The sequence below is a fragment of the Pseudomonas sp. Cab53 genome (assembly GCF_018325965.1).
Taxonomy (GTDB): Bacteria; Pseudomonadota; Gammaproteobacteria; order Pseudomonadales; family Pseudomonadaceae; genus Aquipseudomonas; species Aquipseudomonas chlororaphis_E.
On sequence record NZ_AP021902.1, the window covers coordinates 2,301,498 to 2,326,838 of the forward strand.

Annotated in this window: 31 protein-coding genes; 11 read left to right on the forward strand and 20 right to left on the reverse strand. The window is 63.0% G+C overall.

Features of this window, described 5'->3' with window-relative positions; genetic code table 11:
- From KI241_RS10120 to KI241_RS10145, 6 genes are all read right to left on the reverse strand, one after another.
- Complete coding sequence (locus tag KI241_RS10120; RefSeq protein ID WP_212803643.1) at positions 1 to 2,166, reverse strand: ATP-binding protein; 2,166 nt, start codon at positions 2,164 to 2,166, stop codon at positions 1 to 3.
- Between the two features lie 230 nt (positions 2,167 to 2,396).
- On the reverse strand, positions 2,397 to 3,350 hold the full coding sequence (locus tag KI241_RS10125; protein WP_042730595.1) for an alpha/beta hydrolase: 954 nt from the start codon (positions 3,348 to 3,350) through the stop codon (positions 2,397 to 2,399).
- Positions 3,351 to 3,537: 187 nt separating this feature from the next.
- Entirely contained in the window at positions 3,538 to 4,449 is a 912-nt protein-coding gene (locus KI241_RS10130) for a LysR family transcriptional regulator (RefSeq protein WP_212803644.1), read from the reverse strand.
- Positions 4,450 to 4,549: 100 nt separating this feature from the next.
- A complete protein-coding gene (locus KI241_RS10135; protein ID WP_212803645.1) occupies positions 4,550 to 5,530 on the reverse strand; it encodes an MBL fold metallo-hydrolase in 981 nt (326 codons plus the stop codon).
- Positions 5,531 to 5,768: 238 nt separating this feature from the next.
- On the reverse strand, positions 5,769 to 5,927 hold the full coding sequence (locus KI241_RS10140; protein WP_080964271.1) for a DUF2986 domain-containing protein: 159 nt from the start codon (positions 5,925 to 5,927) through the stop codon (positions 5,769 to 5,771).
- Between the two features lie 57 nt (positions 5,928 to 5,984).
- Positions 5,985 to 6,806, reverse strand: coding sequence for a helix-turn-helix transcriptional regulator (locus tag KI241_RS10145; protein WP_212803867.1), 822 nt, complete (start codon positions 6,804 to 6,806; stop codon positions 5,985 to 5,987).
- Between the two features lie 96 nt (positions 6,807 to 6,902).
- Here KI241_RS10145 and KI241_RS10150 point away from each other — a divergent pair, with 96 nt between their 5' ends.
- Positions 6,903 to 8,114, forward strand: coding sequence for an MFS transporter (locus tag KI241_RS10150; protein ID WP_212803646.1), 1,212 nt, complete (start codon positions 6,903 to 6,905; stop codon positions 8,112 to 8,114).
- Positions 8,115 to 8,233: 119 nt separating this feature from the next.
- Here KI241_RS10150 and KI241_RS10155 read toward each other — a convergent pair whose 3' ends face one another.
- Positions 8,234 to 8,596: a helix-turn-helix domain-containing protein gene (locus tag KI241_RS10155; protein ID WP_042728460.1), complete on the reverse strand. Its 363-nt coding sequence runs from the start codon at positions 8,594 to 8,596 to the stop codon at positions 8,234 to 8,236.
- Positions 8,597 to 8,708: 112 nt separating this feature from the next.
- On the opposite strand from KI241_RS10155, the gene KI241_RS10160 reads away from it, so the two are divergent.
- The 3 genes from KI241_RS10160 (at position 8,709) to KI241_RS10170 (ending at position 10,793) form a co-directional block, all read left to right on the forward strand.
- A complete protein-coding gene (locus tag KI241_RS10160; protein ID WP_042728461.1) occupies positions 8,709 to 9,443 on the forward strand; it encodes an SDR family oxidoreductase in 735 nt (244 codons plus the stop codon).
- A gap of 141 nt (positions 9,444 to 9,584) precedes the next feature.
- Positions 9,585 to 10,340 (forward strand): DUF4253 domain-containing protein, encoded by a 756-nt coding sequence (locus KI241_RS10165; RefSeq protein WP_123578875.1) that lies wholly within the window; start codon positions 9,585 to 9,587, stop codon positions 10,338 to 10,340.
- 18 nt (positions 10,341 to 10,358) lie between these two features.
- On the forward strand, positions 10,359 to 10,793 hold the full coding sequence (locus KI241_RS10170) for a DUF6678 family protein (protein ID WP_042728463.1): 435 nt from the start codon (positions 10,359 to 10,361) through the stop codon (positions 10,791 to 10,793).
- Positions 10,794 to 10,841: 48 nt separating this feature from the next.
- Here the strand turns inward: KI241_RS10170 and KI241_RS10175 are convergent, their stop codons facing one another.
- The 4 genes from KI241_RS10175 to KI241_RS10190 all read right to left on the reverse strand — a co-directional run bounded on the left by KI241_RS10175 (position 10,842) and on the right by KI241_RS10190 (position 13,089).
- A complete protein-coding gene (locus KI241_RS10175) occupies positions 10,842 to 11,483 on the reverse strand; it encodes a LysE family translocator (RefSeq protein WP_047735645.1) in 642 nt (213 codons plus the stop codon).
- A gap of 47 nt (positions 11,484 to 11,530) precedes the next feature.
- The gene (locus tag KI241_RS10180) at positions 11,531 to 11,839 is read right to left on the reverse strand and encodes an AzlD domain-containing protein (RefSeq protein ID WP_123578801.1); all 309 of its coding nucleotides are present in this window, start codon (positions 11,837 to 11,839) and stop codon (positions 11,531 to 11,533) included.
- The gene (locus KI241_RS10185) at positions 11,829 to 12,545 is read right to left on the reverse strand and encodes an AzlC family ABC transporter permease (protein ID WP_123578802.1); all 717 of its coding nucleotides are present in this window, start codon (positions 12,543 to 12,545) and stop codon (positions 11,829 to 11,831) included. The genes KI241_RS10180 and KI241_RS10185 overlap by 11 nt, the downstream gene beginning before the upstream one ends.
- A gap of 154 nt (positions 12,546 to 12,699) precedes the next feature.
- The gene (locus KI241_RS10190) at positions 12,700 to 13,089 is read right to left on the reverse strand and encodes a MerR family transcriptional regulator (RefSeq protein ID WP_123578803.1); all 390 of its coding nucleotides are present in this window, start codon (positions 13,087 to 13,089) and stop codon (positions 12,700 to 12,702) included.
- 87 nt (positions 13,090 to 13,176) lie between these two features.
- On the opposite strand from KI241_RS10190, the gene KI241_RS10195 reads away from it, so the two are divergent.
- Positions 13,177 to 14,082 carry an alpha/beta hydrolase gene (locus tag KI241_RS10195; protein WP_212803868.1) on the forward strand — a complete coding sequence of 302 codons (906 nt, stop codon included), beginning with the start codon at positions 13,177 to 13,179 and terminating at the stop codon, positions 14,080 to 14,082.
- 76 nt (positions 14,083 to 14,158) lie between these two features.
- Here KI241_RS10195 and KI241_RS10200 read toward each other — a convergent pair whose 3' ends face one another.
- The gene (locus KI241_RS10200; protein WP_123578804.1) at positions 14,159 to 14,737 is read right to left on the reverse strand and encodes a TetR/AcrR family transcriptional regulator; all 579 of its coding nucleotides are present in this window, start codon (positions 14,735 to 14,737) and stop codon (positions 14,159 to 14,161) included.
- Between the two features lie 211 nt (positions 14,738 to 14,948).
- Here KI241_RS10200 and KI241_RS10205 point away from each other — a divergent pair, with 211 nt between their 5' ends.
- Together KI241_RS10205 and bdcA are read left to right on the forward strand one after the other, a co-directional pair.
- On the forward strand, positions 14,949 to 15,914 hold the full coding sequence (locus KI241_RS10205) for an SDR family NAD(P)-dependent oxidoreductase (protein ID WP_123578805.1): 966 nt from the start codon (positions 14,949 to 14,951) through the stop codon (positions 15,912 to 15,914).
- 28 nt (positions 15,915 to 15,942) lie between these two features.
- Positions 15,943 to 16,656, forward strand: a complete 714-nt coding sequence (bdcA, locus tag KI241_RS10210) for an SDR family oxidoreductase (protein ID WP_123578806.1) — start codon at positions 15,943 to 15,945, stop codon at positions 16,654 to 16,656.
- Positions 16,657 to 16,722: 66 nt separating this feature from the next.
- Here bdcA and KI241_RS10215 read toward each other — a convergent pair whose 3' ends face one another.
- Entirely contained in the window at positions 16,723 to 17,214 is a 492-nt protein-coding gene (locus tag KI241_RS10215) for a DUF1543 domain-containing protein (protein ID WP_212803647.1), read from the reverse strand.
- 103 nt (positions 17,215 to 17,317) lie between these two features.
- Here KI241_RS10215 and KI241_RS10220 point away from each other — a divergent pair, with 103 nt between their 5' ends.
- Genes KI241_RS10220 through KI241_RS10230 form a run of 3 tightly spaced genes read left to right on the forward strand, consistent with a single transcriptional unit; the run spans position 17,318 to position 18,698 of the window.
- Positions 17,318 to 17,857 carry a chalcone isomerase family protein gene (locus tag KI241_RS10220; RefSeq protein ID WP_042728469.1) on the forward strand — a complete coding sequence of 180 codons (540 nt, stop codon included), beginning with the start codon at positions 17,318 to 17,320 and terminating at the stop codon, positions 17,855 to 17,857.
- A gap of 2 nt (positions 17,858 to 17,859) precedes the next feature.
- The gene (locus KI241_RS10225) at positions 17,860 to 18,396 is read left to right on the forward strand and encodes a DUF3833 domain-containing protein (protein ID WP_042728470.1); all 537 of its coding nucleotides are present in this window, start codon (positions 17,860 to 17,862) and stop codon (positions 18,394 to 18,396) included.
- Positions 18,393 to 18,698, forward strand: a complete 306-nt coding sequence (locus KI241_RS10230; RefSeq protein WP_042728471.1) for a DUF6482 family protein — start codon at positions 18,393 to 18,395, stop codon at positions 18,696 to 18,698. The genes KI241_RS10225 and KI241_RS10230 overlap by 4 nt, the downstream gene beginning before the upstream one ends.
- A gap of 12 nt (positions 18,699 to 18,710) precedes the next feature.
- On the opposite strand, the gene KI241_RS10235 is transcribed toward KI241_RS10230, so the two are convergent.
- The 7 genes from KI241_RS10235 to KI241_RS10265 form a co-directional block, all read right to left on the reverse strand.
- A complete protein-coding gene (locus KI241_RS10235; protein WP_212803648.1) occupies positions 18,711 to 19,199 on the reverse strand; it encodes a DUF2878 domain-containing protein in 489 nt (162 codons plus the stop codon).
- The gene (locus KI241_RS10240) at positions 19,199 to 20,461 is read right to left on the reverse strand and encodes a cyclopropane-fatty-acyl-phospholipid synthase family protein (RefSeq protein ID WP_212803649.1); all 1,263 of its coding nucleotides are present in this window, start codon (positions 20,459 to 20,461) and stop codon (positions 19,199 to 19,201) included. The genes KI241_RS10235 and KI241_RS10240 overlap by 1 nt, the downstream gene beginning before the upstream one ends.
- Positions 20,436 to 21,245, reverse strand: coding sequence for a DUF1365 domain-containing protein (locus tag KI241_RS10245; protein WP_042728474.1), 810 nt, complete (start codon positions 21,243 to 21,245; stop codon positions 20,436 to 20,438). Before KI241_RS10245 ends, KI241_RS10240 begins: the two co-directional genes overlap by 26 nt.
- The gene (locus tag KI241_RS10250; protein ID WP_042728475.1) at positions 21,242 to 22,489 is read right to left on the reverse strand and encodes an FAD-dependent oxidoreductase; all 1,248 of its coding nucleotides are present in this window, start codon (positions 22,487 to 22,489) and stop codon (positions 21,242 to 21,244) included. Before KI241_RS10250 ends, KI241_RS10245 begins: the two co-directional genes overlap by 4 nt.
- Before the next feature lie 6 nt (positions 22,490 to 22,495).
- Positions 22,496 to 23,248, reverse strand: a complete 753-nt coding sequence (locus KI241_RS10255; RefSeq protein ID WP_047735633.1) for an SDR family NAD(P)-dependent oxidoreductase — start codon at positions 23,246 to 23,248, stop codon at positions 22,496 to 22,498.
- Positions 23,245 to 23,667 carry a nuclear transport factor 2 family protein gene (locus tag KI241_RS10260; RefSeq protein ID WP_042728477.1) on the reverse strand — a complete coding sequence of 141 codons (423 nt, stop codon included), beginning with the start codon at positions 23,665 to 23,667 and terminating at the stop codon, positions 23,245 to 23,247. Before KI241_RS10260 ends, KI241_RS10255 begins: the two co-directional genes overlap by 4 nt.
- Positions 23,668 to 23,770: 103 nt before the next feature.
- Positions 23,771 to 24,217 (reverse strand): PAS domain S-box protein, encoded by a 447-nt coding sequence (locus KI241_RS10265; RefSeq protein WP_042728478.1) that lies wholly within the window; start codon positions 24,215 to 24,217, stop codon positions 23,771 to 23,773.
- A 147-nt stretch (positions 24,218 to 24,364) separates the two neighbouring features.
- Here KI241_RS10265 and KI241_RS10270 point away from each other — a divergent pair, with 147 nt between their 5' ends.
- Positions 24,365 to 25,252: a MerR family transcriptional regulator gene (locus KI241_RS10270; RefSeq protein WP_042728479.1), complete on the forward strand. Its 888-nt coding sequence runs from the start codon at positions 24,365 to 24,367 to the stop codon at positions 25,250 to 25,252.
- Positions 25,253 to 25,341: the final 89 nt, after the last annotated feature.

Below are 25,341 nucleotides of genomic sequence, written 5' to 3' on the forward strand. Positions count from 1 at the left end.
TCAGCGCTTGGCCGACTGGATCAGCGAGCGCACCCGGCGCCCCAGGTCGGTCAGGCTGAAGGGCTTGGTCATGATCCAGGTCGTCGCATTGACGCTGACCAGGCTTTCCCCCTCGGCGAAGCCGGTGATGAACAGCACCTTCAGCCCCGGGTCGCGCTTGCGCAATTCTTCGGCGAGGCCGATGCCGTTCATGGCGCCGGGCAGGCCGATGTCGGTCAGCAACAGGTCGATGGCCCCGGCTTTTTCGGCTTGCTGCAAGGCCGAGACACTGTCCAGAGCCTCGACGACGCGATAACCGGTTTCCGCCAGGTACTCCGAGACCATCTGCCGGATGGCCGCTTCGTCGTCCACCAGAAGGACCGTTTCGTTGCCGCCGGGTTGCACCGGCGCCGCGCTGTCGGGCGCGGCGGTTTTCGTGCGTTGGGAGGCGCGGCGCGCCACCGGGAAATACATCGTCACCGTCGTACCTTCGCCGACATTGCTCTGGATCCTGACGTGCCCTGCGGACTGCTGGGCAAATCCGTAGATCATCGACAGGCCCAGCCCCGATCCCTCGCCCAGGCGCTTGGTCGTGAAGAAGGGGTCGAACACCCGGGACAGGATGTCGGCACTGATGCCCGTTCCCGAGTCCGAGACTGCGATCGCTACATACGGCCCCGGCGGCAACAGTTTTGCGTCGGCGCCGTTTTCCTCGATCACGTAGCGGTGGACGTCGAGCTTGAGGACACCGCCTTCGGGCATGGCGTCCCGGGCGTTGATCGCCAGGTTGAGCAGGGCATTCTCCAGTTCGTTCGGGTCGCATTTGATCGGGTCGTTGTTGCGGAACGAACACTCCACAACGATATTCGGCCCCACGGAACGGCGGATCATTTCTTCCAGGCCGGCCACCACCTTGCGCGGTTCGAGGACGGCCGGTTGCAGCGATTGCTGCCGGGAAAAGGCCAGCAGCCGCTGGGTGAGGGCGGCGGCCCGGGTCGCCGAGGTCAAGGCAACGGCGTTGTAGCGCGACAGCTCGGCGTACTGCTGGTTGTCGATGCGCCGCTGCATCAGCTCCAGGCTGCCCGTGATGCCTGCCAGCAGGTTGTTGAAGTCGTGGGCGATGCCGCCGGTGAGCTGGCCGACCGCTTCCATTTTCTGGCTTTGCCGCAGCTTCGACTCGGCCAGGGCGCGCTCGTGCTGTTCGGCCTCCAATTGCCCGGTACGCTGGGCGATGCGTGCTTCGAGCTGGTCGTTCCAGTCTCGCAATGCGGCTTCCAGCTGCACCCGCTCGTTGATGTCTTCGACGGTGCCATACCATTGTTCGCAGTGCCCGGCAGCGTCGAGGCTGCACAACGCCCGGACCCTGAACCAGCGGTATTCGCCGGTGTGCCGGCGCAGGCGAATCTGCGCGTCGAAGGGTTGCAGGCTCGCCAGGGACTGGTTCCACGCCCGGGCGATGGTGAGCTTGTCGTCGGGGTGCGCGGCGTTCAACCATTGGCGCCCCAGCGTCTGCTCCGGGGTCCGGGCGGTGTAGTCGTACCAGCGCGGATCCAGCGACAGCAGCGCGCCATCGCTGGTGGCCGTCCAGGGCCAGAGTGGGTTGAGCTCGGCCGCGATCCGGTAGTGCCTTTCACTCTCGCGCAGCTTTGCCTCGGTCAGGCGCATGGCGTGCAAGGTCACGGAGCGCTTCAAGGCCGCCCCGATCAGGTTGGCGTAGCCGCGCAAAAAATCGATATCGCTCTGGGTAAACTGTCGTGGATGGCGACAGTCGACCTCGAAGATCCCGAACGGTCGCGCTTCGGTGGCGCCATGGACCAGCACGTTGACGAAAGCCTGGACGCCGTTCTGGATCTGGAAGTCGTGATAGCGAAAACGGGTTTCGGTGGCGATGTCCGTGGAAATCACCGCACTGCCGGTGTCCAGCGAGTGGCGTTCGGGGGTGCCGTCCAGCGCCTGCACCCGGACCTGGCCCACCACGCCCGGGGCCCAACCGACTCCGTTGCGCACGGTCAGCGTGAGCCCGTCCTCTTCCAGCAGCATGAATTTCGCCATGTGGGTTTCGAGTGCATCGCCCACCAGACGGCACGCCTCGTCGAGGATGTGCTCCAGGTCGTCCGACACCAGCGCCAGCTCACCGAGTTCGGCCAGCACCTTGCGTTGGCGCAGTAACGTATCTTCCATTGCCATGTGGGTCACCCTTGCTCCGTCTTCCATATCCGAGGGCCGGGCGCGGGCTAGGTTCACACGAATCGATGACCGTGCCTGTTCACTTCATCTGTGGGAGTGAGCTTGCTCGCGAAGGCGGTAGGTCAGGCGCTGCAACATGGCTTGATCCACCGCCTTCGCGAGCAAGCTCGCTCCCCCATGGACTGCCTGGTTGCGGGCCATCCCTGGGGGAGCGAGCGGCTTGCGCAGCGTTATTGCTGAAGAAACTTCAACAAGTCCTGGTTCAGGCGATCCTTGTGGGTCTCGGTCAGGCCATGAGGGGCCCCGGCGTAGACAATCAGTCGGGCGCCCTTGATCAGTGCGGCCGAGGCTTTGCCCGAGGCGTCGATGGGGACGATCTGGTCGTCGTCACCGTGGATCACCAGGGTCGGCACGTCGAACTTCTTCAGGTCGGCGCGGAAATCGGTGGCCGAGAACGCCGCGATCGAATCGTAGGTGTTCTTGCTGCCGCCTTGCATGCCTTGCGCCCAGAAAGACTGGATCAGGCCTTGGGACGGTTTGGCGCCCTTGCGGTTGTAGCCATAGAACGGCCCCGAGGCGATGTCCAGGTACAGCTGCGAGCGGTTCTCAAGGGACGCCTTGCGCAGGCCGTCGAACACCTCGATGGGCAGGCCGCCGGGGTTGGTGTCGGTCTTGAGCATCAACGGCGGCACGGAGGACACCAACACGGCTTTCTTCACGCGTCCGGTGCCGTGGCGACCAATGTAGCGCGCCACTTCACCGCCGCCCGTGGAGAAACCGACCAGGGTCACGTCCTTCAGGTCCAAAGCTTCGATCACGGCTGCCAGGTCATCGGCGTAGTGATCCATGTCGTTGCCTTCCCAAGGCTGGCTGGAGCGACCGTGACCGCGACGGTCGTGGGCAATCACGCGGTAGCCCTTGGAGGCGAGGAACATCATCTGCGCTTCCCAGCTGTCGGAGTCCAGCGGCCAGCCGTGGCTGAACGTCACGACCTGGCCATCACGCGGGCCCCAGTCCTTGTAGTACAGCTGCACGCCATCTTTTGTGGTGATGTAGCTGGCGGACTGGATCACGCTGCCGACCGCGGACACCGGGGCGGTGGCCTGGGACGGGGTGGCGGCTTCGGCGCCGAGGGAGGCCAGTGCCAAGGTGGCGACGGCCAGGGTGCGGTTCAGTGTGTTCATGGTCTCTCTCCTAAGGGGTTGGTCTGTCTGGTTGCGACCGTTGTCGATCGCTTGGTGTGCAGATTAGAGAGGGACGCCGATGTCGAGAACGGTGCGGGTATTGATAGCAACTATGCGCTTGACCGATAGCTGGGCTTCGCTCCGCTGGGTGGGGGCGAACCTGTTGGGAAAGAGGCGCTGAGACCCGCTAGGCAGGCTCCACCTGCGCCGCCAGGTAAACTTGGCGGCGCAGCCATTGGTGCCCGGCATCCTTGTTGTTGCGCGGATGCCAGGCCAGCGACAGGCGCAGGGTCGCCAGTTCGACGGGGGGCTCGAACAGGTCCAGGCGGTCGCGGTACTGGGCAAGGAAACGCGCGGGCAGGGTGCACACCGCATCCGTTGCCGCAATCAACGAGGGCGCGAGGGCATAGCTTTGAATGGAAAACACCACGTTGCGCACGCGGTTCAGCCCCACCAGTGCATCGTCGACCACACCTGCGAAGCGTCCGCCTTCGGAAGAGACGAGCACGTGGTCGAGGGCGCAAAAAACGTCGAGATCGAGCGGGCCGGTTCCCCGTGGATGGCCTTTGCGCTGGGCGGTCAGGAAACCATCCTCCCAGAGGGCGCGCTGCATGACATCGTCACGCAGGGCCTCCGGCACGGTGATCAGCAGGTCGATCTGCCCTTGCTCCAGGCGTTCGAACACATCGTGCGCAGGCTGAACGAAAGCCAGCCTGGCGTGCTTGGCCTCTCGCGCCAGGCCGGCGCAAAGCGCCGGTGCGAGGAGCGCTGCCGGCGTTTCGAATAACGCGATGACGAAGGTGCGGGTCGTTGTGGCCGGATCGAATGCATCGGGTTCACTGGCCAGGCGCCTGAGGCCTTCGAGTACCTGCAGCAATTCTTGCTCCAGCGCTTGCGCCCGGGGCGTGGGCACGACGCCTCGGCCGTTTGCCGCCGGCACGAACAGCGGGTCGGCGAGGATGTCTCGCAAGCGTGCCAGCCGCGCCGACAGGGCCGGCTGGCTGATGCCCAAGCGGGCGGCGGCCCGGGTGACGTTGCGTTCCTCCAGCAGCGCCTTGAGCGTCAGCAGCAGTGCCGCGTCGAAATCCGTGTAGTTCATCATGATCTCCCGATCAGCGCCTTCAGGCAGGCGGCTGTACGGGCATCAAATCAAACCAGGCAGTGGTCTGTACAGGGCGGCCCGGGCTTGCTCGCCCGTCTCAGTCACGGTTGCGATAGTCGGCCGGCACCCATTCATAGTGCCCGGCTTGCGCGCGAAGGTGGCCTATCCCCGGGAACGGCAAGTGCGCGGCCGCCGACAGGCGCGCCTCGTTGGCCGAGGCCTTGAACTGCTGTTGGCGCTGGGCGCGTGCGCGGTCCTGGTCGACGTCGAAAGTGACCGTCACGTCAGGTCGGGCAAACTGGACCGGGCCGACGTGGAGGAGATCGCCCCAGAAATCGATGCTCTCACCCCGGCTCTCGACCCGGTAGACGCTGTGGCCTGGGGTATGGCCAGGTGTCGGGATCACCGTGATGCCGGGCACCAGGGTCGTAGGGCCGCTGAAGGTCTTGACCCGGCCCGCATCGACGTAAGGCCCAACGGTCCTCTGGCTCTTCTCCAGGTCCTGGGGTTTGAGCCCCTTGGTCAGATTGGCCGGGTCGAGGAAGAAATCGACGTCGGCCTGGGCCACGTGGACGGTCGCATTGGGGAACATCATCTGCCGGTTGCGCGACAGCCCGCCGGAGTGATCGGCGTGGATGTGGGTGAGCAGGACGTCGCTGATGTCCTCCAGTTTATAACCGGCCGCCGCCAGGCTCTGGGGCAACTTGCCCGCCACCTGGCCAAACAGCTCGCCGGCTCCGGTATCCACCAGCAGCACCCGTGGGCCGGTGTCGATCACATAGGCGTTGATCGACGTCTCGACGGGGTTGCGAATAAAGCCTTTTTTCAGCAACGCATCGATCTTCTCGGCGCTGATGCCTCGCAGCAGCGGGTGCAGGTCCAGCGGCAGCGTGCCGTCGCTCAGGGCGGTGATCTGGAAGGCGCCGACCTGGAATCGGTAGACACCTGCCACCTGCGGTTTGTGGATGGGTAAGGGCTCCGCGACCGGTGTCGCGGCGGCATTTACCGAGGTGATCGTCCCCGCCAGAACCAGGGTGGTAAACAGTGTCGCGAGCGGGAGGGGGACTTTGTTGAACATGTCGAAACTCCTTGATAGCGCAGGCTTCGTTGATCGCGCGAATCAGCGTAGGTCAGGTGCGCACCAGGGAGAACGGTTGTGTTGGTTATACGAGGCATCGGCCCGGTGGATGGCCAGCAGTTTCAAGCCGTGGGCCTCCAGTGGGATGCAGGCTACAAAGCCGGGCGGGGTGTCAGGCAGGTGAAAGTGGGAAGTGCTGGCGCCTTCGCGAGCTTGTTCGCGAAAGTGGCGCACCCCCTCAATGCTCGACAGGCGCCTCCGGCGCTTGTTCAGCCTCGGCCGCCAGTTTCAGGCGATCCGCCTTGCTGATGTACTTGGGTTTCTGCGGTGCCAGTTTGGCGCTGGCCTTTTTCGCATGGGCCTGCAGCAACTGCTTTATTTTCTTGCGACGATTCATGACGGCTACTCGGTGTGTAAGCGCGCGGATGATATCAGCAGCGTGAAGCGCGCGGCTCTATTTGAAGAACGTGCTCGGTGTCTTGCCAAACTGCTTGCGGAACATGTTGGTGAACGCACTCGGGCTTTCGTAGCCCAGCGCCAGCGCAACGTCGATGATCTTCTCGCCCATTGCCATGCGCTCGACCCCCTGCAACAGGCGCACCTGCTGCCGCCACTGCCCGAAAGTAATGCCGGTTTCCTTGCGGAACAGCCGCTGGATGGTCTTCTCGTCAAGGCCCAGGCGGGCGCTCCAATCCGACAGCGTCGAGCCGTCGGCGGGGTCGCCTTGCAACGTGACGCAGATCTTCTTGATGCGCCGGTCCGCCGGCTGTGGCAAGTGCAGGGGCAGGGTGGGGAGCAGGGCGAGTTCATCGAGAATCAGCTGCATCACCCGGGCGGCTCGGGTGTTCGGGGCATAGGGGAGTTGCAGGTGCACGGCAACCTTGATCAATTCGCTCAAGAGGGCGGAAATGCTCACCGCCTTCGTTTCCGTCGGCAGGTCTGCGGCGGCATCGGGCCGGACAAACAGGCTGCGCATTTTCACGTGCCCGACGCAGCGCACCGAATGCACCTGCCCGCAGGGCATCCACAGCCCTCGATTCGACGGCACCGTCCACTGACTGGACGCCGTGTGCACCACCATCACCCCTTCGACAGCGTAGATCAGTTGGTGCTTTTCATGGGAGTGCGAGGCGATCAGCCAATTGTCCGGGTAATCGGTCGCCCTCCCGATCATCGTCCAGGCGCCTTCGTCGATCTCGAGCAATGCTTCATTCAACGGTTTGATCATGATGTCCTTTTTGCGACGGTTGATTCCCTTGTCCAGTGAGACAGACATTTTTTTGGATTCTAGGATGATGCCGCGCCTGTCAGAAAGTGCTGTCACCTTCTGCCTACGTTTTTTTTTTCAGACCCATCGCCTGGAAGCTTTGTCATGTCCACCACCGCCACAGCCCCGACCACGGCCTCCGTCGTCAATCAAACGAGCCCGCTTGTCATGCGGGTCATCGGTGCCTGCGCCCTCGCGCACCTGATCAATGACCTCATCCAGGCCGTGCTGCCTTCCATCTATCCGATGCTGAAGGCCAACTACGGCCTGACCTTCACCCAGGTGGGATTGATCACACTGACCTTCCAACTGACGGCCTCGCTGTTGCAACCGTGGGTGGGCTATCACACCGACCGTCATCCCAAGCCCTGGCTGCTGCCCGCCGGGATGGTCTGCACCCTCATCGGCATTCTGATGCTGGCGTTCGTCGGCAGCTTCGGTGCCATCCTCCTGGCCTCCGCGCTGGTGGGCATTGGCTCGTCGACCTTCCACCCGGAAACCTCGCGCGTGGCACGCCTCGCTTCAGGCGGCCGCTATGGCCTGGCGCAGTCGACCTTCCAGGTAGGCGGCAACGCGGGCAGCGCCTTCGGCCCGCTGCTGGCCGCGGCCATCGTGATTCCCTATGGCCAGGGTCACGTCGCCTGGTTCGGCTTGTTTGCGGCATTCGCGATCCTCGTGCAGTACGGCCTGAGCCGCTGGTATCGCAACCACCTCAACCTGTTCAAGCTCAAGCAGGGCGGCAAGGCGACCCACGGCCTGTCCAGGCAGCGAGTGACTGCGGCCCTGGTGGTCCTGGCGTTGCTGGTGTTCTCCAAGTATTTCTACATGGCCAGCTTCACCAGCTATTTCACGTTCTACCTGATCGAAAAATTCCAGCTGTCAGTGACCAGTTCCCAGCTGTACCTGTTCCTGTTCCTGGGATCGGTGGCCGCTGGCACCTTCTTCGGTGGCCCCATCGGCGACAGGATCGGCCGCAAGAAGGTCATCTGGTTCTCGATCCTGGGCGTGGCGCCGTTCACCCTGGCACTGCCCTACGTGGATCTGTTCTGGACCGGCGTGCTGAGCATGATCATCGGTTTCGTCCTGGCCTCGGCGTTCTCCGCCATCGTGGTTTTTGCCCAGGAACTGGTGCCGGGCAATGTCGGCATGATTGCCGGCGTGTTCTTCGGCCTGATGTTCGGCTTTGGCGGCATCGGTGCCGCGCTGCTGGGTTACCTCGCCGACATCCACGGTATCGAATACGTCTACACCCTGTGTTCCTACTTGCCGTTGCTGGGTGTGCTGACGGTCCTGTTGCCGTCCACCAAGGGCGTCTGAACCGCAGGTGCGCCTTGCGGCGCACCTGCACACCATGGCCTGGAACGTCGAGCCACGAACGGTTAGTCCTGCTGTGATCGACTGACCGGGAGTCGCAGCAGGAGCCTGTTTGGCTTGTGCTATGGCAAAGCGTCGCGCTCCGCAAAGATGCCGGCTATTTGCTCCGCGTTCTCGGTCCCCCAGGTGCACAGGGGGATGATCGCCTCGGCCAGGCTACGCCCCAGCGGGGTCAGCGCATAATCCACGCGCGGCGGCACTTCCTTGTAGTCGGTCCGTGCCAGCACGCGGTCGGCTTCCAGATCCTTCAACTGCTGGATCAGCACCTTGTCGCTGACGGCTGGGATCAAACGCTTGAGCTCGCCATAACGCTTCGGCCCCTCGCGCAGGAAAAACAGGACGAGCGGTTTCCACTTGCCCGAGATGATGCGCAACGTGGCGTTGAGCCCGCAGCCGGTACCGCAGATTTCAGGAGAAAAGGTCATATTTTGATACTTACCAAAAGGTGCATACTTGTTCTTAGGTTATCAGGGCGGCATCCTCGGGCTCAACGAGCAATTTTCTGCTTGGGTTAAACGCCAACGAGGGATGCATGATATGACCAGACTGAATGGAAAGACCGCCGTGATCACCGGCGGTGCTACCGGGATCGGCCTTGCGGCGGCAAAACGGTTCATAGAGGAAGGGGCTTTTGTCTTCATTTTCGGTCGCCGGCAAGAGGCGCTCGATGCCGCCGTGGCCGAACTCGGGGCCAATGCCCGTGCGGTGAAGGGCTCGGTTTCCGACCTGTCCGACCTCGACCGACTTTACGCGGCGGTGAGGGCCGAGCGCGGGACCCTCGACATCGTCTTCGCCAACGCCGGGGCGGGAAGCCAGCTTGTGCTTGGCGAAATCACTGCCGAACACATTGACGAAATCTTCGAGACCAATGTGAAGGGGGCGATCTTCACGGTCCAGAAGGCGCTACCGCTGATGGGCCAGGGTGGCTCGATCATCCTGACCGGTTCGAGTGCCGGTACCACGGGGGCGCCGGGCTTCAGTGCCTACAGCGCCAGCAAGGCGGCAGTGCGCAACCTCGCGCGGACTTGGGCGCTGGACCTGAAGGGCACCGGCATCCGGGTGAACGTGCTGTCGCCCGGGCCGACGGCGACCGAACTCGCCAAGCAGGCGCTGGGCGAGGAGGGCATGAAGGTCTTCGCCTCGATGAACCCGCTCCAGCGCATGGCTGATCCGGCCGAGCTTGGCGCGGCGGCGGCCTTTCTTGCCTCTCAGGACAGCAGCTTCATGACCGCTGGCGAACTCGCGGTCGACGGCGGCCTGGCGCAAATCTGACTCGCTGCATAAGAGCTGCCACCATTTGATTGTGGCGAGGAGCGGTGTAACGATGGCGAGCGATCCGAGCTCAGTCGCTCGCCTCATGACTTCTATGGAGCAGGTAACCCTTCGATGGACATCCAGTTTCGCGGTCACGCAATGCCTCATAATCCGTCCGCAGGCACCTGCGATGAATACAGCGTCAGCGGCATCTCCAGCTTCGATGACGTGCACGGCGCTTATCAGCACATCGCGGCCCGTCACCCAGGTACCAAGCCATTGCTTTCGCTTGATGACCTGCACCAGGCCCGCTACACCTGCGGGCATGCACGGGACAACCTGGGGCTGGATAGTGCATCCGAGCAGGACATCGCCGGGTTGCCGCCCGAATGCTTTGAAAACGGCGAGTACCTGGGGTATCCCACGACCAAGGCCGAATTCGCCATCGGCTATCGCAATTTCATGAACCTGGTCGCGGCCACGTCATTCCAGGACGCCTGCGCCCACGGCCTGACCCTCGACACAACAGCCCTGCAAGAGTGGGAGGCGTATCAGCAAGACCCGGTGTCATTGCTCGACCAGCCGCTCTCGGCACTCGTGGTGCCGGTTGAACAGAGTTACCAGGCGCTCGCCGCTTTCCCCAACGGCTACTTCACTTGCGACCTGGACCCCGCGCAGAACTTCGCGGTGGCCCGCCATTTTGCGCTGACTCATGGTTATGAATTGATCGGGGTGGGGGCATCCTATCTCGGCTACCTGCGCGCAGAACCGCCCGCCCCAGAGGAGGCCCTTGCGGTGGCGGCGGATTTCTGTGCGTTGTACAACACCCGTGACGAAGACCGCGAAACGGTGATTGCCCGGGTCATGGCGGCGATCAACGGGCGTACGCACCTTTGGTTGCGGTATGTGGAGTAGCTGACAGGTGGACCGCGCATGAACGAACTGCCAACAGCCGGCATTGGCCACGACGAGGCGATGCGCAAGAAGATCAGCGCCGCCGTGGCTGCAAGAAACCTGGCGAGTGCGTCAAACAACACCAAGTGGGATGAACTGATCAGCCATTTCCGCCAGCGCGAGGGATGGTGCCCGTCCTGGCGGTACAAGTCAGTCTCCGGCTACATCTCGGGGTGGGATGTGGAATGGTTCTACCATTTGCCGTTTCCATTCGCCTGCGTCGAATGGTTCGACATCGGCCTGACGCAAGAAGGCCCGTTCCGGGGACGGCTGCTGGCCCGGACAACCATCGACCACACCGACGAACTATCGGCAGTGGTCGCACGGATTGGATTCGAATTCGAAGTGCGTGGCGATGTGTTGAGGATCTGGGGTTACTTGCCTAAGTGTTATGAGGATTTTCCACCCGCGTGACAAGTTGCGCATGTCGGACGAAGCCACGGAAGAGTCGCCCAAGGCCCTTCAGGAAACAGGCCGACGCATCGCAAGGATGGCGGCGCCAAAACCGATGAACGTCGAGCCCACCAGCCGGCTGATCCATATGGAGAACGCTGGACGGGTCAGCAGGCCTTTGACCTGGGCCGCAGCGGCTGCGTACAGACTCAGTGACACCAACGACAACCCCATGAATATCGAGGTGAGCAACAGGAATTGCGGCAACAGCGCTGCGCCCTGGTCGATAAATTGTGGGAAGAGGGCGGTGAAGAACATCGTCGCCTTGGGGTTGGTGGCAGCGGTCAGGAACGCCGACTTGTAGAGCTTTTTGCGCGACGGGGCTTGGACTGTTCCGTCTGGCTGGATCTGCTGGGCGAGGATCGGCTGCCGAGTGAGCAATTGCCTGGCGCCCAGGTAGAACAGATAACCGGCACCCAGGACCTTCACCGCGTTGAACATCCATTCGGAGCTGGCAAGCAGGGCACCCAGGCCGGACATCGCCGCCGCCGACAGGCAGAACAGCCCGCAGGCATTGCCCAGCGAAGACCATACTGCGTACCGCGGCCCGTAGGCCAGGCTGTTATTGATCGCCATCACGGTCGCAGGGCCGGGGCTTGCGATGGCAATCGCGGCGACCAGTGTAAAGGCCAGGATTGAGTGCAGGTCCATTGGTCTCATTCATAGGTGGTTGGAGACGGGCATAGTACAAGACAAACCTAGAATTGCCTGGATAAAGCCGCCATCAGGATCCCGGCGGCAATTGCTGGAAGCGGCTTGCGCAGGGTTAGCATCATGACGGCGGTCGTCAGCAGGGCCAGCCGCGCACCGTTGTCACCGGTGACCGCCAGCGGCGCGAGCACCGCCACCAGTACCGAGCCGGACATGGCGTTGATGAACTGCTGCACCCGGTAGTTGATCGGGACGAATGACATCACGAACACGCCGCCCCAACGCGTCGCGAGGGTCACCACGGCCATGATCAGGATGATGAGGAATGTGCCGTAGCCTGAGGTCTCAATGCTCATGTTTTTTCTCCGTCCAGACCGCGCCCAGCACACCACCGGCCAATGCCCCGGTGACCACGTGGGCGTTTTCAGGCAGGTACCTGTACGCCAGCAACGACGCACCGGCGGCCACGCTCCAGATGATCAGCATGCGCAGGTTCTTTTGGCCTCCGAGTACCATGGCGAGCAGAAAGCAGCCCATGACCATGTCCAGGCCGAGGCTCACCGGGTCCTGGATGACGCTGCCGAACTTCAACCCCAGCCAACTGCCGAGCGCCCAGGCCGACCACAGCGCCAGGCCACCGCCAAACAGCAGGCCCAGGCCTGGCTTGCGGTTGCTGAACGCCTGCATGGACATCGCCCAGTTGGCGTCCGAGACCACCAGCATCACGCCATAGCGCCGGGCCCGGGGCAGTTCCCGCAGCCAGGGATACAACGTGGCCCCCATCAGCAGATGCCGGGCATTGATCGCGAATACCGTCACCACCAGCGGCAGCACCGGAACGTGCGGCCCCCACAGGTCAAGCACGGCAAATTGCGCGGCGCCGGCGAATACCAGCGTGCTCATCAGCAAGGTTGACGTTGCGTCCAGGCCGGTTTGCGCAGCGGCAAGGCCGAAGGCAACGGCGAAGACAATCACGAACAGGGAAATCGGTAACAGCTGCTTGAAGCCACTCCACACCAGGTTCCTATCCAGGCTCACGGAGCCCGCATCGACACTCAACACACCTTCACCTCACGACTGCCTCAAGTTGTACCGCTACAGGGGCGCCATTGTGGAAGCAATCGTGGGGTTCAGAAAAGCGAATAAGCGTCATGGGTCCCATTCGAATTTCGAATGGTAGCGTCTGGCGCTGGGAGCAATGTTGCAGTCGACGCGGTCAGGGCGCCTGATCGGGCTCCGAGCCTTCAATCAGCATGGCGCGCAAGCGTTGGCGTTGGTGTTCGAGCGCTTCGATCTGCTGTTCGAGCATCGCCAGCCGCTTGCGCTGGGTGTCGGTGATGTTAGCGCAGGCTTTCGCCCCTTCGATCAGCAGCATGCAGTCGGGGAAGGTGCGGATCTCATCCAGGCTGAAGCCGCTGGCGATCAGGCGCTGGATTTGCTTGACCTGCGTGATGGCGACTGCGGGGAATGCCCGGTAGCCGTTATCGGCCCGCGTGCACGTGAGCAAGCCTTGCTGATCGTAATGACGAATCGAGCGCACGCTGGCGCCGGTTGCTCGTGCCAGGGCACCAATCTTCAGCGGGGCGGGAGGCGATGTCTGGTTCATGGATCGAACCATAGCATTGCTGCTTGACCGTGACACTAATGTCAGGGTTTAGGCTGCGCGCTTTCCATTCGCAGGAGCTTTAACATGATGTCTTTCAAGGCCTTCAACCCCTGGCGAAGCGGGTGTGCCGGCATCGCGCTCATGGGCGTGTCTTTGCTGGCACAGGCTGCCGTGCAGCCGTACACCGTGACGGCGCCCGATGGCGTGTCCAATGCCGTGCAAGAAGCGGGAGACCCGAATGGTTCACCCATCCTCTTTATTCACGGCTTGCTGGGCAGCCATCTGAGTTGGGAAAAGCAGGTCAATAGCCCTGAACTGCAGCGCTACCGTCTCATTACCTACGACCTGAGGGGGCATGGCGGTTCCGGCCGGCCCGAGCGTGCCGATGCCTATCGTGATGGACGCCGTTGGGCTGATGATCTGGCCGCGGTGATTGCGGGCTCCGGCGCCCAACGGCCTGTGCTGGTGGGGTGGTCGCTGGGGGCGGCGGTGGCGACAAATTACCTGGCAGCCTATGGCGACGCGAAGATTGCCGGTGCCGTGTACGTGGGGGGTGTGATTGAGCTGAAACCCGAGCAAATCGTTGCGCACACTCGTGTGTACAGTGGAATGGCATCGCCTGATCTCAAGACCCATCTCGATGCCGAACGTGAGTTTGTCGCGCTGTGTTTTGCCACGCGGCCTGATGCCGATACGTTCCAGCGCTTGGTGGCGAATGCGGCCATGGCGTCGGAAAACATGCAGAAAGCGGTGCATGGCATGTCGCTGGACGCCCCCAAGGGCCTGGGCGCGATGCACAAGCCATTGTTGTTGATTTATGGGGCGCGCGACGCCCTGGTGCAGGCTGAACCTTCGTTCAATCGCGCCAAGGCGTTGAATGCCTCAGTCCTAGGCAAGTTTTATCCGAACTCGGGGCATGCTCCTTTCCTGGAGGAGGCCGAACGTTTCAATCGCGATCTGTCGGTCTTCGTTGACGCAGCGACACGGCATTAGCCATTGCGGCCGGCCGAGTTGATAGTCCGAGGCAAGGGACCGCAGTGACCTGAGGGACAACCACGCATTACAAAGGCTATGGCCAGGTCGACAAGGCCTGGTCGGCCACCGCCTCGAGTGTTTCACGGCTGAAGCCAGCCTTGGCTTGAACGGCCATGCCGTGGGTCACCGCCATGATGAACGCCGCCAGGGCAGCGCAGTTGGCCGACTCGGGCAGATCGCCCTCAGCCTTGGCCCGCTCGAACCGTTCGCGCAGTGCCGTCTCTCCCTCTGCCCGTGCCTCAATCAGCGCTTGCCGGATGGGTTCGGCGTCGTCCGAGCCGGCCAGCACTCCCTGTATACCCAGGCATCCCCTGCGGTCGGGGTAGCGGGTATTGAGTTCGGCCACCCCCCGCAGGATGTGCTCGACCACCTGGCGCGAGGTCGGCTGCAACATCGCTTCGGGGAAGAAAGCGAGGTAGACCTCGTAGTAGCGCTCCAGCGCCCGGCGGAACAGGGCCTCTTTGTTGCCGAACGCCGAATACAGGCCTGGCCGCTCCACCCCGGTGGCCTGCGTGAGGTCCGTGTACGAGGTGCCCTCGTAGCCCTTGCGCCAGAACACACCCAGGGCAGCCTCTAACGCCTGATCCACGTCGAACTCGCGCTGACGACCCATTTCTTACCTCCGTTTTTTCATAACGATCGATATTAAATGCCTTGACACCCTGGGGCAAGGTCAATTTAATAACAGTCGTTACTGTAACGGTGATTATGAAATTTAAATGCAGTCAGTCCTCGCTGTGCGGGTAGCGCGCAGGACGTTCGAATGACCCTCGACGCAGGTCGAGCCGGTCGAAATTTTCCAGTGCATGAACAAGGGATATCAAATGACGAATAAGTTTGGCGCAAAGTCGACCGCGGACGACGTGCTCTCCGGTCTCGAACTCAATGGCAAGCGCTACCTGGTGACCGGCGTGTCTTCGGGCATTGGCCTGGAAACCGCACGCTCATTGGTTGCCCACGGTGCCACGGTGGTGGGGACGGTCAGAGACCTCGCCAAAGCCGAGAAGGCCACGGCTTCGGTTTTTGAAGAAGCTGCGCGAGCGGGGGGCAGCCTGGCGTTGCTCGAGCTGGACCTGGCCTCCTTGCAAAGCGTTCGCGCCACCGCGCACAGGTTACTTGCCAATGGCCAGTCCTTCGACGCCATCATTGCCAATGCGGGTGTGATGGCAACGCCGTTCGGGCATACGGTCGATGGTTTCGAGGTCCAGCTAGGAACCAATCACCTGGGCCATTTCGCCTTGATCAATCGCATCGCGCCGCTGCTCGTCGACAACGGACGCCTGGTGGTGCTGTCCTCCCAGGCGCATCGCGTCGCCGACATCGATCTGGACGATCCGAATTTCGAACAACAGGCCTACGACCCCTTTGTCGCCTACGGCCGCTCGAAAACAGCCACCACACTGTTCGCCGTTGCCTTTGACCAACGGCACCGCAGCCGTGGCATCCGCGCCGCGGCGGTGATGCCTGGCAACAGCCTGACCGATCTACCGCGCCATTTCCCGCAGGAAGCGTTGCAGGGCCTTTTTGAAACCGTGGGCAACGCGCGGGCCGAAGCAGGTCTGCCGCCCCTGGAACTCAAATCGATTCCACAAGCGGCGGCCACCTCGGTCTGGGCCGCCGTCCTCGCAGAAAAAGACGCGATTGGCGGACGTTATCTCGAAGATTGCGCGGTCGCGCCGATTGTCGATACCTCGAACCCGTTTGCTGATGGCGCGAGGTCGTACGCGCTTGATCCTTCCAAGGCGCAAGCGCTCTGGGAAAGAAGCGAGCAAATGATCGGCAGCGTGTAATAGAACCCGCGATTTCCAGGAGAATCACATGTCAGCTTTCAACGATAAATCTGTTTTGGTGCTCGGCGGCAGCCGGGGAATTGGGGCTGCGATCGTGCGGCGTTTCGCCTCGGAGGGGGCTGCGGTGACGTTCAGTTATGCCGGCTCGAAACAGGCCGCTGAGCAGCTTGCCAACGAAACAAACAGCATCGCCGTCGAGACCGACAGTTCCGACCGTGATGCGGTCATCGCGCGGGTGCGCGACAGCGGTCCTCTGGATGTGCTGGTGGTCAATGCAGGCATCGCGATTTTCGGCGATGCGCTGGAGCAGGACCCGGATGCGATCGAGCGGCTCTTTCGGATCAACATTCATGCGCCTTACTTCGCAGCAGTGGAAGCGGCCCGGCGGATGCCCGAAGGAGGACGTATCCTCATCATTGGTTCCGTCAACGGTGATCGGATGCCGGTCCCTGGGATGGCGTCCTACGCCGTGAGCAAATCCGCGCTGCAAGGGCTGGCCCGTGGACTCGCCCGGGATTTCGGGCCGCGTGGAATTACCGTCAATGTGGTCCAGCCCGGTCCGATTGACACCGACGCGAACCCGGCGGACGGACCGATGAAGGATCTCATGCACAGTTTCATGGCCATCAAACGCCATGGAAGGCCGGAAGAGGTGGCGGCCATGGTCGCTTGGCTGGCTGGCCCGGAGGCCGGTTTCGTCACAGGCGCGATGCACACCATTGATGGCGCGTTCGGGGCCTGACAATCGGCCAGGCGCATTGAAGCCGTTTTGCTTGGGGATTTCAGTCGTTGGCAGGCAATCAGATCTTCAGATCAGACTGTAGTCGCTGTATTGACCCATCCCCTTGTGAGCCCCCGTGACCAGGTGGACGTAGTGGCCGTTTACCCAGTCCACCGGCAGGCAATCGTCCACCTGGAGCACGGCGTCGGTGTGGGCCTTGAGCCAATCCGCCGGCATGCGGCGCTTGCCCAATTGCTTGGCCTGGGTCTTGTCTCGGGCCACTACCAGCAGGTAGCGGTGGGCTTCACCAAACACTTCGCGCTCGTAGCCACCCAGGTTGATGAAAAACAGCTTGGGTTCGTCGGGGCCTGGGGCCATCGAGCTGAATTCGACGCGGTAGGTGTCGATGCCGTCGATTTCCAGCCAGGAATCGATATGCAAACCCTGACGGCTGCCGAACCACGCCTGGCGCAGTTGGGGGTACGCCTGTTCGAGTGAGTCCGCTTGGGCGAACACCACGTCGTGTACTTCGATGCTGGCTCGGGGGTGACGACCGCCGAGCATGACTACGTACAGCATGAAAACTCCTCACCAGGGACTGCGCATAATCTATACAAAGTTTGAATTTATCTGTACAAGAAACTAATCTTGTACAGATATTTTCGTATTCTACAGGTTCTCCATGGCGCACTCTGTTCGTTGGGCCTGCCTTTGCCTGATGCTGACGGTGATGGCCTCGGCCGCCGCAGACTGGCGAACGACGCTGCCCACCGCGCAACGGCTGGGGGAGGGCGATTTCACCTGGTTCGGCCTGCGCCTGTATACCGCCCGGTTGTGGACCGCCGGCCCGGTACAGGATTGGAACCAGCCCTTCGCGCTGGAGTTGCTTTATCACCGATCGATATCCCGGGAAACGCTGGTGCAGGCCAGCCTCGAGGAAATGCAGCGGCTAGGCCCCGACAGCGTGACAGCCCAATCCGTTGAGGCCTGGACCCAGGCGATGCAGGCCGCATTCGTGGACGTGCGCCCCGGCATGCGCATCACTGGCCTGTACCTGCCGGGCAAGGGTTGCCGCTTCTACGTGGACGGCAAGCTCAGCCATGAAGTAGCCGACCCGGTGTTTGCCCGGGCGTTCTTCGCCATCTGGCTGGATCCGCGGGCCCGCGACCCACAATTGCGCCAGCGCCTGCTAGGCCTGGCGGACAACGACCGAGGGACCTGAACATGTACAAAGCACTTTTGCTGGTGGCCTGCCTGTTTCTCGGCAGTTGCGGCAATGTCGGCGTCGAGCACTATGCCGGGGAACAACCGCGCTTGGACCTGGCGGCGTTCTTCTCGCGACCGGTGCAGGCCTGGGGGATGTTCCAGAAGCGGTCCGGAGAAGTGGTCAAGCGCTTCCACGTTCGCATCGACAGTCGCCGTGAAGGCGAGCGTCTGATCCTCGATGAACACTTCCTCTACAGCGACGGCACGCGACAGCAGCGTACCTGGACGATTGTGCCGGACGGCCCGGGTCGTTGGCGCGGAACCGCCGGGGATGTGATCGGCGAGGCCCGGGGCGAAGTGGCCGGTAACGCACTGCGTTGGCGTTACCGATTGGACTTGCCCGTGGAAGGACGGCATTGGGAAGTGGACCTGGACGACTGGATGTACCTGATGGATGAAGACACCCTGATCAACCGTTCGAGCATGAGCAAACTGGGGGTGGAGATCGGCCAGATCACCTTGTTCTTCCGCCGCTTGCCGGAGGGCACGCCATGAATTTGAGTCAACTCACTGAGCGAGTCACGGCCGGTGAAGTCGAAGCGCTTGAGTTGCTGTCGCTGGAAGGCGGCTTCTACCTCCTGCGCGCCATGACCGGTACCGGTCCGGTCACCCTGAGCGATGCCCAGGGCCAGCCTGTTCGATTGCGTTCATCCACCGAGCTGCGCCAGTTGCTGATCGATCTGCCACCCGTGCCGTGCACGTTGGTGCAGCATGTGGTGCATGATGAAATGTGTGGGCAGCGTGACGGCCCCATCACGCCCTTGCGGCTGCCGTTGACGCTGGCTAGCCAGTGGTAGCTAGGCCGTGGGTCAGCGCCACGCCGCGAGGCGCACAAGCAGGGGAAAGGCCAATGCCCAGACCGCGCTCAACAGCAGGCCCGTTTCCATGACGCCCAGCGGCAGCTCGACCTGCGCCACCCTGGCGCCGCCCAGGTAGGCCAACGGACCTCCCACTGCGCCGAGCATCGCCGCGCGCCAGACGGGCCGGCCGGTCCAGGCCAGGCTGTGGCGCAAGCCGCTGGCCAGGACCAGCCACAACAGCGCCAGCCACAGGGGCAGCGGCCAGCTGTCGAAGCGGAATACGTTCAACGCCCCTAGCAGGCTATCCAGCGCACAACCGACCAGGGCGGTGCGCAGCAGGGCCTTTACCTCGCCATTGAAGTCCGGACACAGCCACAGATGCAGGGCCAGGCCGACGGGCACCAGCAACAACAGCCAGGGATGCTGAGCCCCTAGTACGCAGATCCACCAGCCGACCTGCAACCAGAGGGCATTGGCGACCAGCCATCGCCTGGGCATCAAGCCTGTCCAGGCAAGGCCGCACGCCTTGCCTGGGGCGCGGCCCAGAGCAGGTGCGCCACACCAATGGCGCGCTCCTGGAAACCGCCCTGGCAATAACACAGGTAGAACTCCCACAGACGCTGGAACGTATCGTCGTAGCCCAGCGTCGTCAGTTCGGTACGCGCCTGTCGCAAGTTATCGCGCCAATGTTCCAGGGTGCGGGCGTAGTCCAGGCCGAAATCCTCCAGGTGCACGAGGTTGAGGGCGGTGTGACGGCTGGCGGTGTCGAGCATCACGCTCAGCGAGGGCAGGGCGCCGCCGGGGAAGATGTAGCGTTGGATGAAGTCCACCGAGCGCCGTGCCTGGGCATAGCGCTGGTCTCGGATGGTGATCGCCTGCAACAGCATAAGGCCCTCGGGTTTGAGCAGTGCCGCGCATTGGCGGAAATACACCGGCAGGTAGCGGTGGCCGACAGCCTCGATCATTTCGATCGAGACGAGCTTGTCGAAGGTGCCCTTGAGGTCGCGGTAGTCTTCGCGCAGCACCGTCACGCGCTGCTCCAGCCCCAGGGCCTGCACGCGCTGCACGGTATAGGCGTACTGCGCTTCGGAAAGGGTCGTGGTGGTGACCCGGCAACCGTGCCGGATGGCCGCGTGGATCGCCAGGCTGCCCCAGCCGCAGCCGATCTCCAGCAGATGATCGTCGGGGCGCAGCTCAAGCTTCTGGCAAATGTTTTCCAGCTTGTGCAACTGGGCTTGTTCCAGTGTTTGCCCGGCGTGCTCGAACTGGGCGGCGGAGTACATCATGGTCGGGTCCAGCAGCCGCTCGAACAAGGCATTGCCCAGGTCGTAGTGGGCTAGGATGTTGCGCCGGGAACCGCGTCGGCTGTTGCGGTTCAACCGATGCAGCAGTCGCAGGGCCGGGCGACCCAGGCGCGCCAGGCCGCCTTCAAGGGCATCGAGCACGTCCAGGTTGGCGACGAACAGGCGGGTCACCAAGGCCAGGTCCGGGCTGCGCCAGAAGCCGTGGATATAGGCCTCGCCCGCGCCGATTGAGCCGTTGCCGGCGATCATGCCCCAGGTGGTGTCGTCGAGGATCTCCACTTCGGCCTGCAACGGGCTGGCGGCATCACCGAAGTTCCATTGCCGCCCATGGCTGAGCAGCCGCAGGTGACCGTGGCGCAGCTTGCCCAGTTGAGCGAGCACGGCGGTGCGGGCCAGCCCGCCGAGCAAAGGCGCCAGGCCCGTGGACTTGCTAACGCTCAGGGTGGAATTGGACATGGTCGGGGTTCTCGCAAGGTTGGCCGAGCGCCAGGTCGCCCGGGCGGGTCGTGTGGTCATGGATTGGGGTGCGCTTGAACAACAGGCGCAAGGCTTGCCAGTAAATGGCCGAGACAGTGCGCAGGCTCATCCAGGGGAACGCCAGGATGTATCGATGCAACGCCTTTCGATCCAGCGGCTGGCGGCGCAAGGCGAGGTCGGCCTCGAAAACCCTGTCGGTGCCTTGCCAGTTCTCCATGTGGATGCGCACGTGCTGTTCGTCCAGGGCGAATCGCAGGCGATAGTCCATGTCCATCGGCATGAACGGCGACACATGGAAGGCTTTGGCCACGGCGAACGGTTTGGCGAGGTCGTCTTGCACCGGCAGCACGTAGTGGAATCGCTCACGCCACGGCGTGTTGCGCACTTCGAGCAGGATCGCCGCCAGGCGCCCGTCGCGGTTGTGGCAGAAATAGAAACTCACCGGGTTGAACGACAGGCCCCAGCAACGCAACTGCGTGAGCAGGTGGACCGGGCCCTCGGGCGTTTGTCCCGTGGCCTGTCCGACCAGCAGGCGGGCGGCCTGGGCCAGTGACTCGCCTTGACGGGTCCGCGCCGGCAGGTAGTCGCTCTCGCGCCAGCTCAGCGGTGCCAGGCGCCAGCGCCGCAGCCAGCGCGACAGGCCGAGCAGCCAGGCTTGCTCGTCCAGGTCCAGGTAGAACAGGCCGATCCGGTAGCGGAAGGCATGGCGCCGTGGCGACAGGCGACGGTGGCTGATCCAGCCCAGGCAAAGGCTGCTGTTCACAATGTTTCTCCGAAATGCTCAGCCACCTTCAGCGCGCTGACCACCCCGTCCTCGTGAAAGCCGTTGCCCCAATAGGCACCGCAGTAGTAACTCAATTGCTGGCCTTGCAGTTGCGCGTGGTCCGCTTGCGCAGCCGATGCGGCCAGGCTGTACTGCGGATGGGCGTACTGGAAGCGGGCGATGATCTTTGCCGGGTCCACCAACGCTGTCTGGTTGAGGCTTACACAGAAGGTCTCCGATGCCTGGATACCTTGCAGGATGTTCATGTTGTAGGTCACGGCCGCCGGGGCCTGGTCGCTGCCGCCGAGACGATAGTTCCAGCTGGCCCAGGCCCTCCTGCGGCGCGGCAGCAGGCGGCTGTCGGTGTGCAGCACGACGTCATTGTCTGCGTAGCGGATGGCGCCCAGTACGGCGCGTTCTTGCGGGCTGGGCGCTTCCAGCAGCGCCAGGGCCTGGTCGCTGTGGCAGGCGAACACCACGCTGTCGAAGCGTTCCGGGCCGGCGGCGCTGGTCAGCGTTACGCCGCCTTCGTCGCGGCTGACCCGGTGAACCTTGCAGTTGAGCCGGATACGTTGCGCGAACGGTTGGCACAACGGCGCGATGTAACTGCGCGAGCCGCCTTCGATGACCCGCCATTGCGGACGCTGATTCACCGATAGCAAGCCGTGGTTGCGGCAAAAGCGCACGAAGAACTGCAGGGGAAAGTCGAGCATATCCGCGGGGGACATCGACCAGATCGCCGCGCCCATCGGCACGATGTAGTGCTCGATGAAGCGCTGGCCGTAGCCCTGCGCTTGCAGGTAGCTGCCCAGCGTGATGCTGGCGTCGATACGCTGCTCGTCCAGGTCGGCGAGCGCCTGACGATTGAAGCGCAGGATATCGCGCAGCATTCCCCAGAATCCCGGCGACACCAGGTTGCGACGCTGGGCGAACAACGTGTTCAGGTCGTGACCGTTGTATTCCAGGCCGGTGAGCGGGTTATGCACCGAGAAGCTCATCTCGGTCGGCCGTGAGGCGACCTTGAGCTGATCGAGCAAGCGGATGAAGTTCGGATAGGTCCAGTCGTTGAAGACAATGAAGCCGGTGTCGATGGCATAGTGCTCGCCACGCCAGGCCACATCGACGGTGTGGGTGTGACCGCCAATCCATTCGGCGGCCTCGAACACCGTCACTTCGTGTTTGCGTGACAGCAGGTGGGCGCAGGTCAGGCCCGCGATGCCGCTGCCGATGATTGCTATACGCATCGATCGTCAATCCTGTTCATGGCGGGCCAGGCGTTGGCCCAGCTTCAGGCGCAGGCACGCGGGCATGGCCCCGAGCAGGCGCAACACCAGGGTGAAAATGCCGGGGAAGTTGATCTCCAGCGGCCGTCGGGGCAGACGCTTGGCGATATGCCGTGCGGCGCGCTGCGCCGACCACAGTTGCGGCATGGGGAAGTCGTTGCGACGGGTCAGTGGCGTGTCGACGAAGCCGGGGTTGACCAGGGTGACGTCGATGCCCTCGCGGGCCAGGTCGATACGCTGCGACTCCACCAGATACCGCACGGCCGCCTTGGACGCGCCGTAGGCACCGGCGCGGGGCAAGGCCAGCCAGGTCACCGAACTGCCCATCACCACCAGGTGGGGTCGCTGGCCATTGCGCAGCAAGGGCAGGGCGGCCGCCAGGCAGTGGCTGACCCCCATGAGATTGGTGCGCATCACTCGCTCGACCACGGCGGGGTCGAAATGGCCCGGTTCCAGGTACTCGCAGGTGCCGGCATTGAGGATCGCCATGTCCAGCGCTCCCCAGGCAAGCTGGATCCGGGTGGCGATCCCGGCCACTTGCTCCGGGTCGTCGAGGTCGCCGATGGCCAGCAATACTTGGCCGGGAAACCGCTCCGCCAGAGGTGCGAGGCTATCTGCGTGGCGACCGCCCAATGCCACCTGATGGCCTTGCTCCAGCAGGTGTTGCGCGAGCGCGGCCCCGATGCCGCTACTGGCGCCGGTCAGCCAGCAACGGCTCATGCCAACCGGCCCTTGAGCCAGCGGATGGCGCCGCCCATGACCGGGATGTGTTCATAGAGCAGGGCGCCGGCGTCGAAATAATCCTGGTGGAAATGGACCCGGTCGCTCCACTGCAAATGACTGCAGCCTTGCAGGGTGATCTGCTCGCCGCGGGCCAGGCGTGGATGACGGAACTGCAAGGTCCAGCGCAGGTAACCTTGCCCAGGCTGGACTTCGTCGGCGCTGGTGAAGGCATAGCGGATGTCGTGGGCGTTGGCGTACAGCTCGGTGAAGTAGGCTCGCAGGTCCTTCAAGCCCTGGATCTGATGCAGGGGATCACGGAAGATGATGTCTTCGCTGTACAGCTTTTCCAGTGCATCGAGGTTGTCTCCCGTGAGACTGGCAAAGTCCTCGGCGAATTGCTGCAGGTAGGCTGACATACGGCACTCCAGGCAATCCTGTACAAAAAAGAAATGTTGTACAGGTATGGCTGAAGCGTACGGTTAAATCTGTACAAGTCAATCCTCTTGTACAGTTTTTGTTTCAACGATTGATCTCGGCGAGTTGCCGACGCAGTTCCGCGACGTCTGCTTCCAGCGCGCGAACCTGTTCCTCGGCGGCAATCTGCGCCGTAACGTCGCGTTGGATGCCGATGTAGTACGTCAACTGGTCCGCCTCGTTGTGCACGGGCGTGATGGACAATTCATTCCAGAACAGACTGCCGTCCTTGCGATAGTTGCGCAGGACCTGACGGCAGGGCCGGCCCTGGCTGATCGCCTCGCGGATAGCGGCGATGCCCGCCTGATCATGATCCTGGCGCTGGAGAAAGCGGCAGTCCTGGTAGAGGATATCGTCGGCGCTATAGCCGGTGAGGCGTTCGAAGGCCGGGTTGGTATAGATGAGGATGCTGTCGTTGCCCTCCTGCTCGGCGACGACGATGCCATCGTTGGAGTTTTCGACCATCAATTGCAGCAGCTTTGCGTCGATCATTGGGCCCACCCACGAAATAATGCAGCGGTCTGCGTAGCGCACCTGTGCGAAGCCTCGGTGCGGTTTGCCACATGATGACCTACGGATGCTCGCCGCAGAAAGACTGTATGGGTTTAGAATGTGCCACCTTTCGGATAAACCCCTCGTATGACTGAAGCCACCCCACCCGATTTGCTGCCCATGCGTGACGTGGTCAGCCTGACCGGCATCAATCCGGTGACATTGCGTGCCTGGGAACGACGCCATGGGTTGATCCGCCCGCAACGCACCGACGGTGGTCATCGGTTGTACACGGTCGAGGATGTGCAGCGCATACGCGACATCCTGCGCTGGACGGCCGGTGGCCTGCCCATCAGCAAGGTCGGCGAACTGCTCGAAGGCCAGCACGAGGTGGTCCCGCCCGAGGACAACGCGCTTGACGATTGGCGTGCCGCCGTCGTGCACGCCACCAAGGCCTTCGATGCCCGGGCGCTGGAAGACCTCTATCACCGGTTGTTCACGCTATTGCCCAAGGCTGTGGTACTGCGCAAGGTGTTGATGCCGGTCTGGCAAGACCTGGCGGCGGGCAGTGCGTTGGGGGCGTGCAGCCAATGGCTGTTTCTCGACACGTTCCTGCGCAATCGCCTGATGCTGCGCCTGCAGAGGGATCAGGTGGATGCGCCGCACGTACTGCTGGCCGGTACCGAAGGGCATGCCGAACTGCAGTTGCTGTGCGCCGCCGTGCTGCTGGGCGGCAAGCAGCAACGCATCGACGTGCTCGGTTGCGGGCAACCCTTGCAAGAGCTTGCCCTGGTGTGCGCGGCCATCCAGCCGGCGGCGCTGGTGATTGCGTTGCAAGCGCCGGTCAACCCCCTCCTGGCCACGCGCCTGCGTTCGTTACAAATGGACATCGCTTGCCCACTGGCCCTGACGGGGGTGGGGCTGGCTGGCTCGCAAGCCGCCCTGCAAGGCATTCCGCTGTGCCTGTTGAACGAGCAGGACGCCGATGTCGAGGGCGTGCTCAACGCCTTGATCAGAGGCACCCTGGATCTGTGACCGCTTGTTTGCACGATTGCATGCAGGCATTGAGGCCAGCCAAGTGATGGCCTTTTGATTTCGGGTGGATCCCGCTAGAATCCGCACCC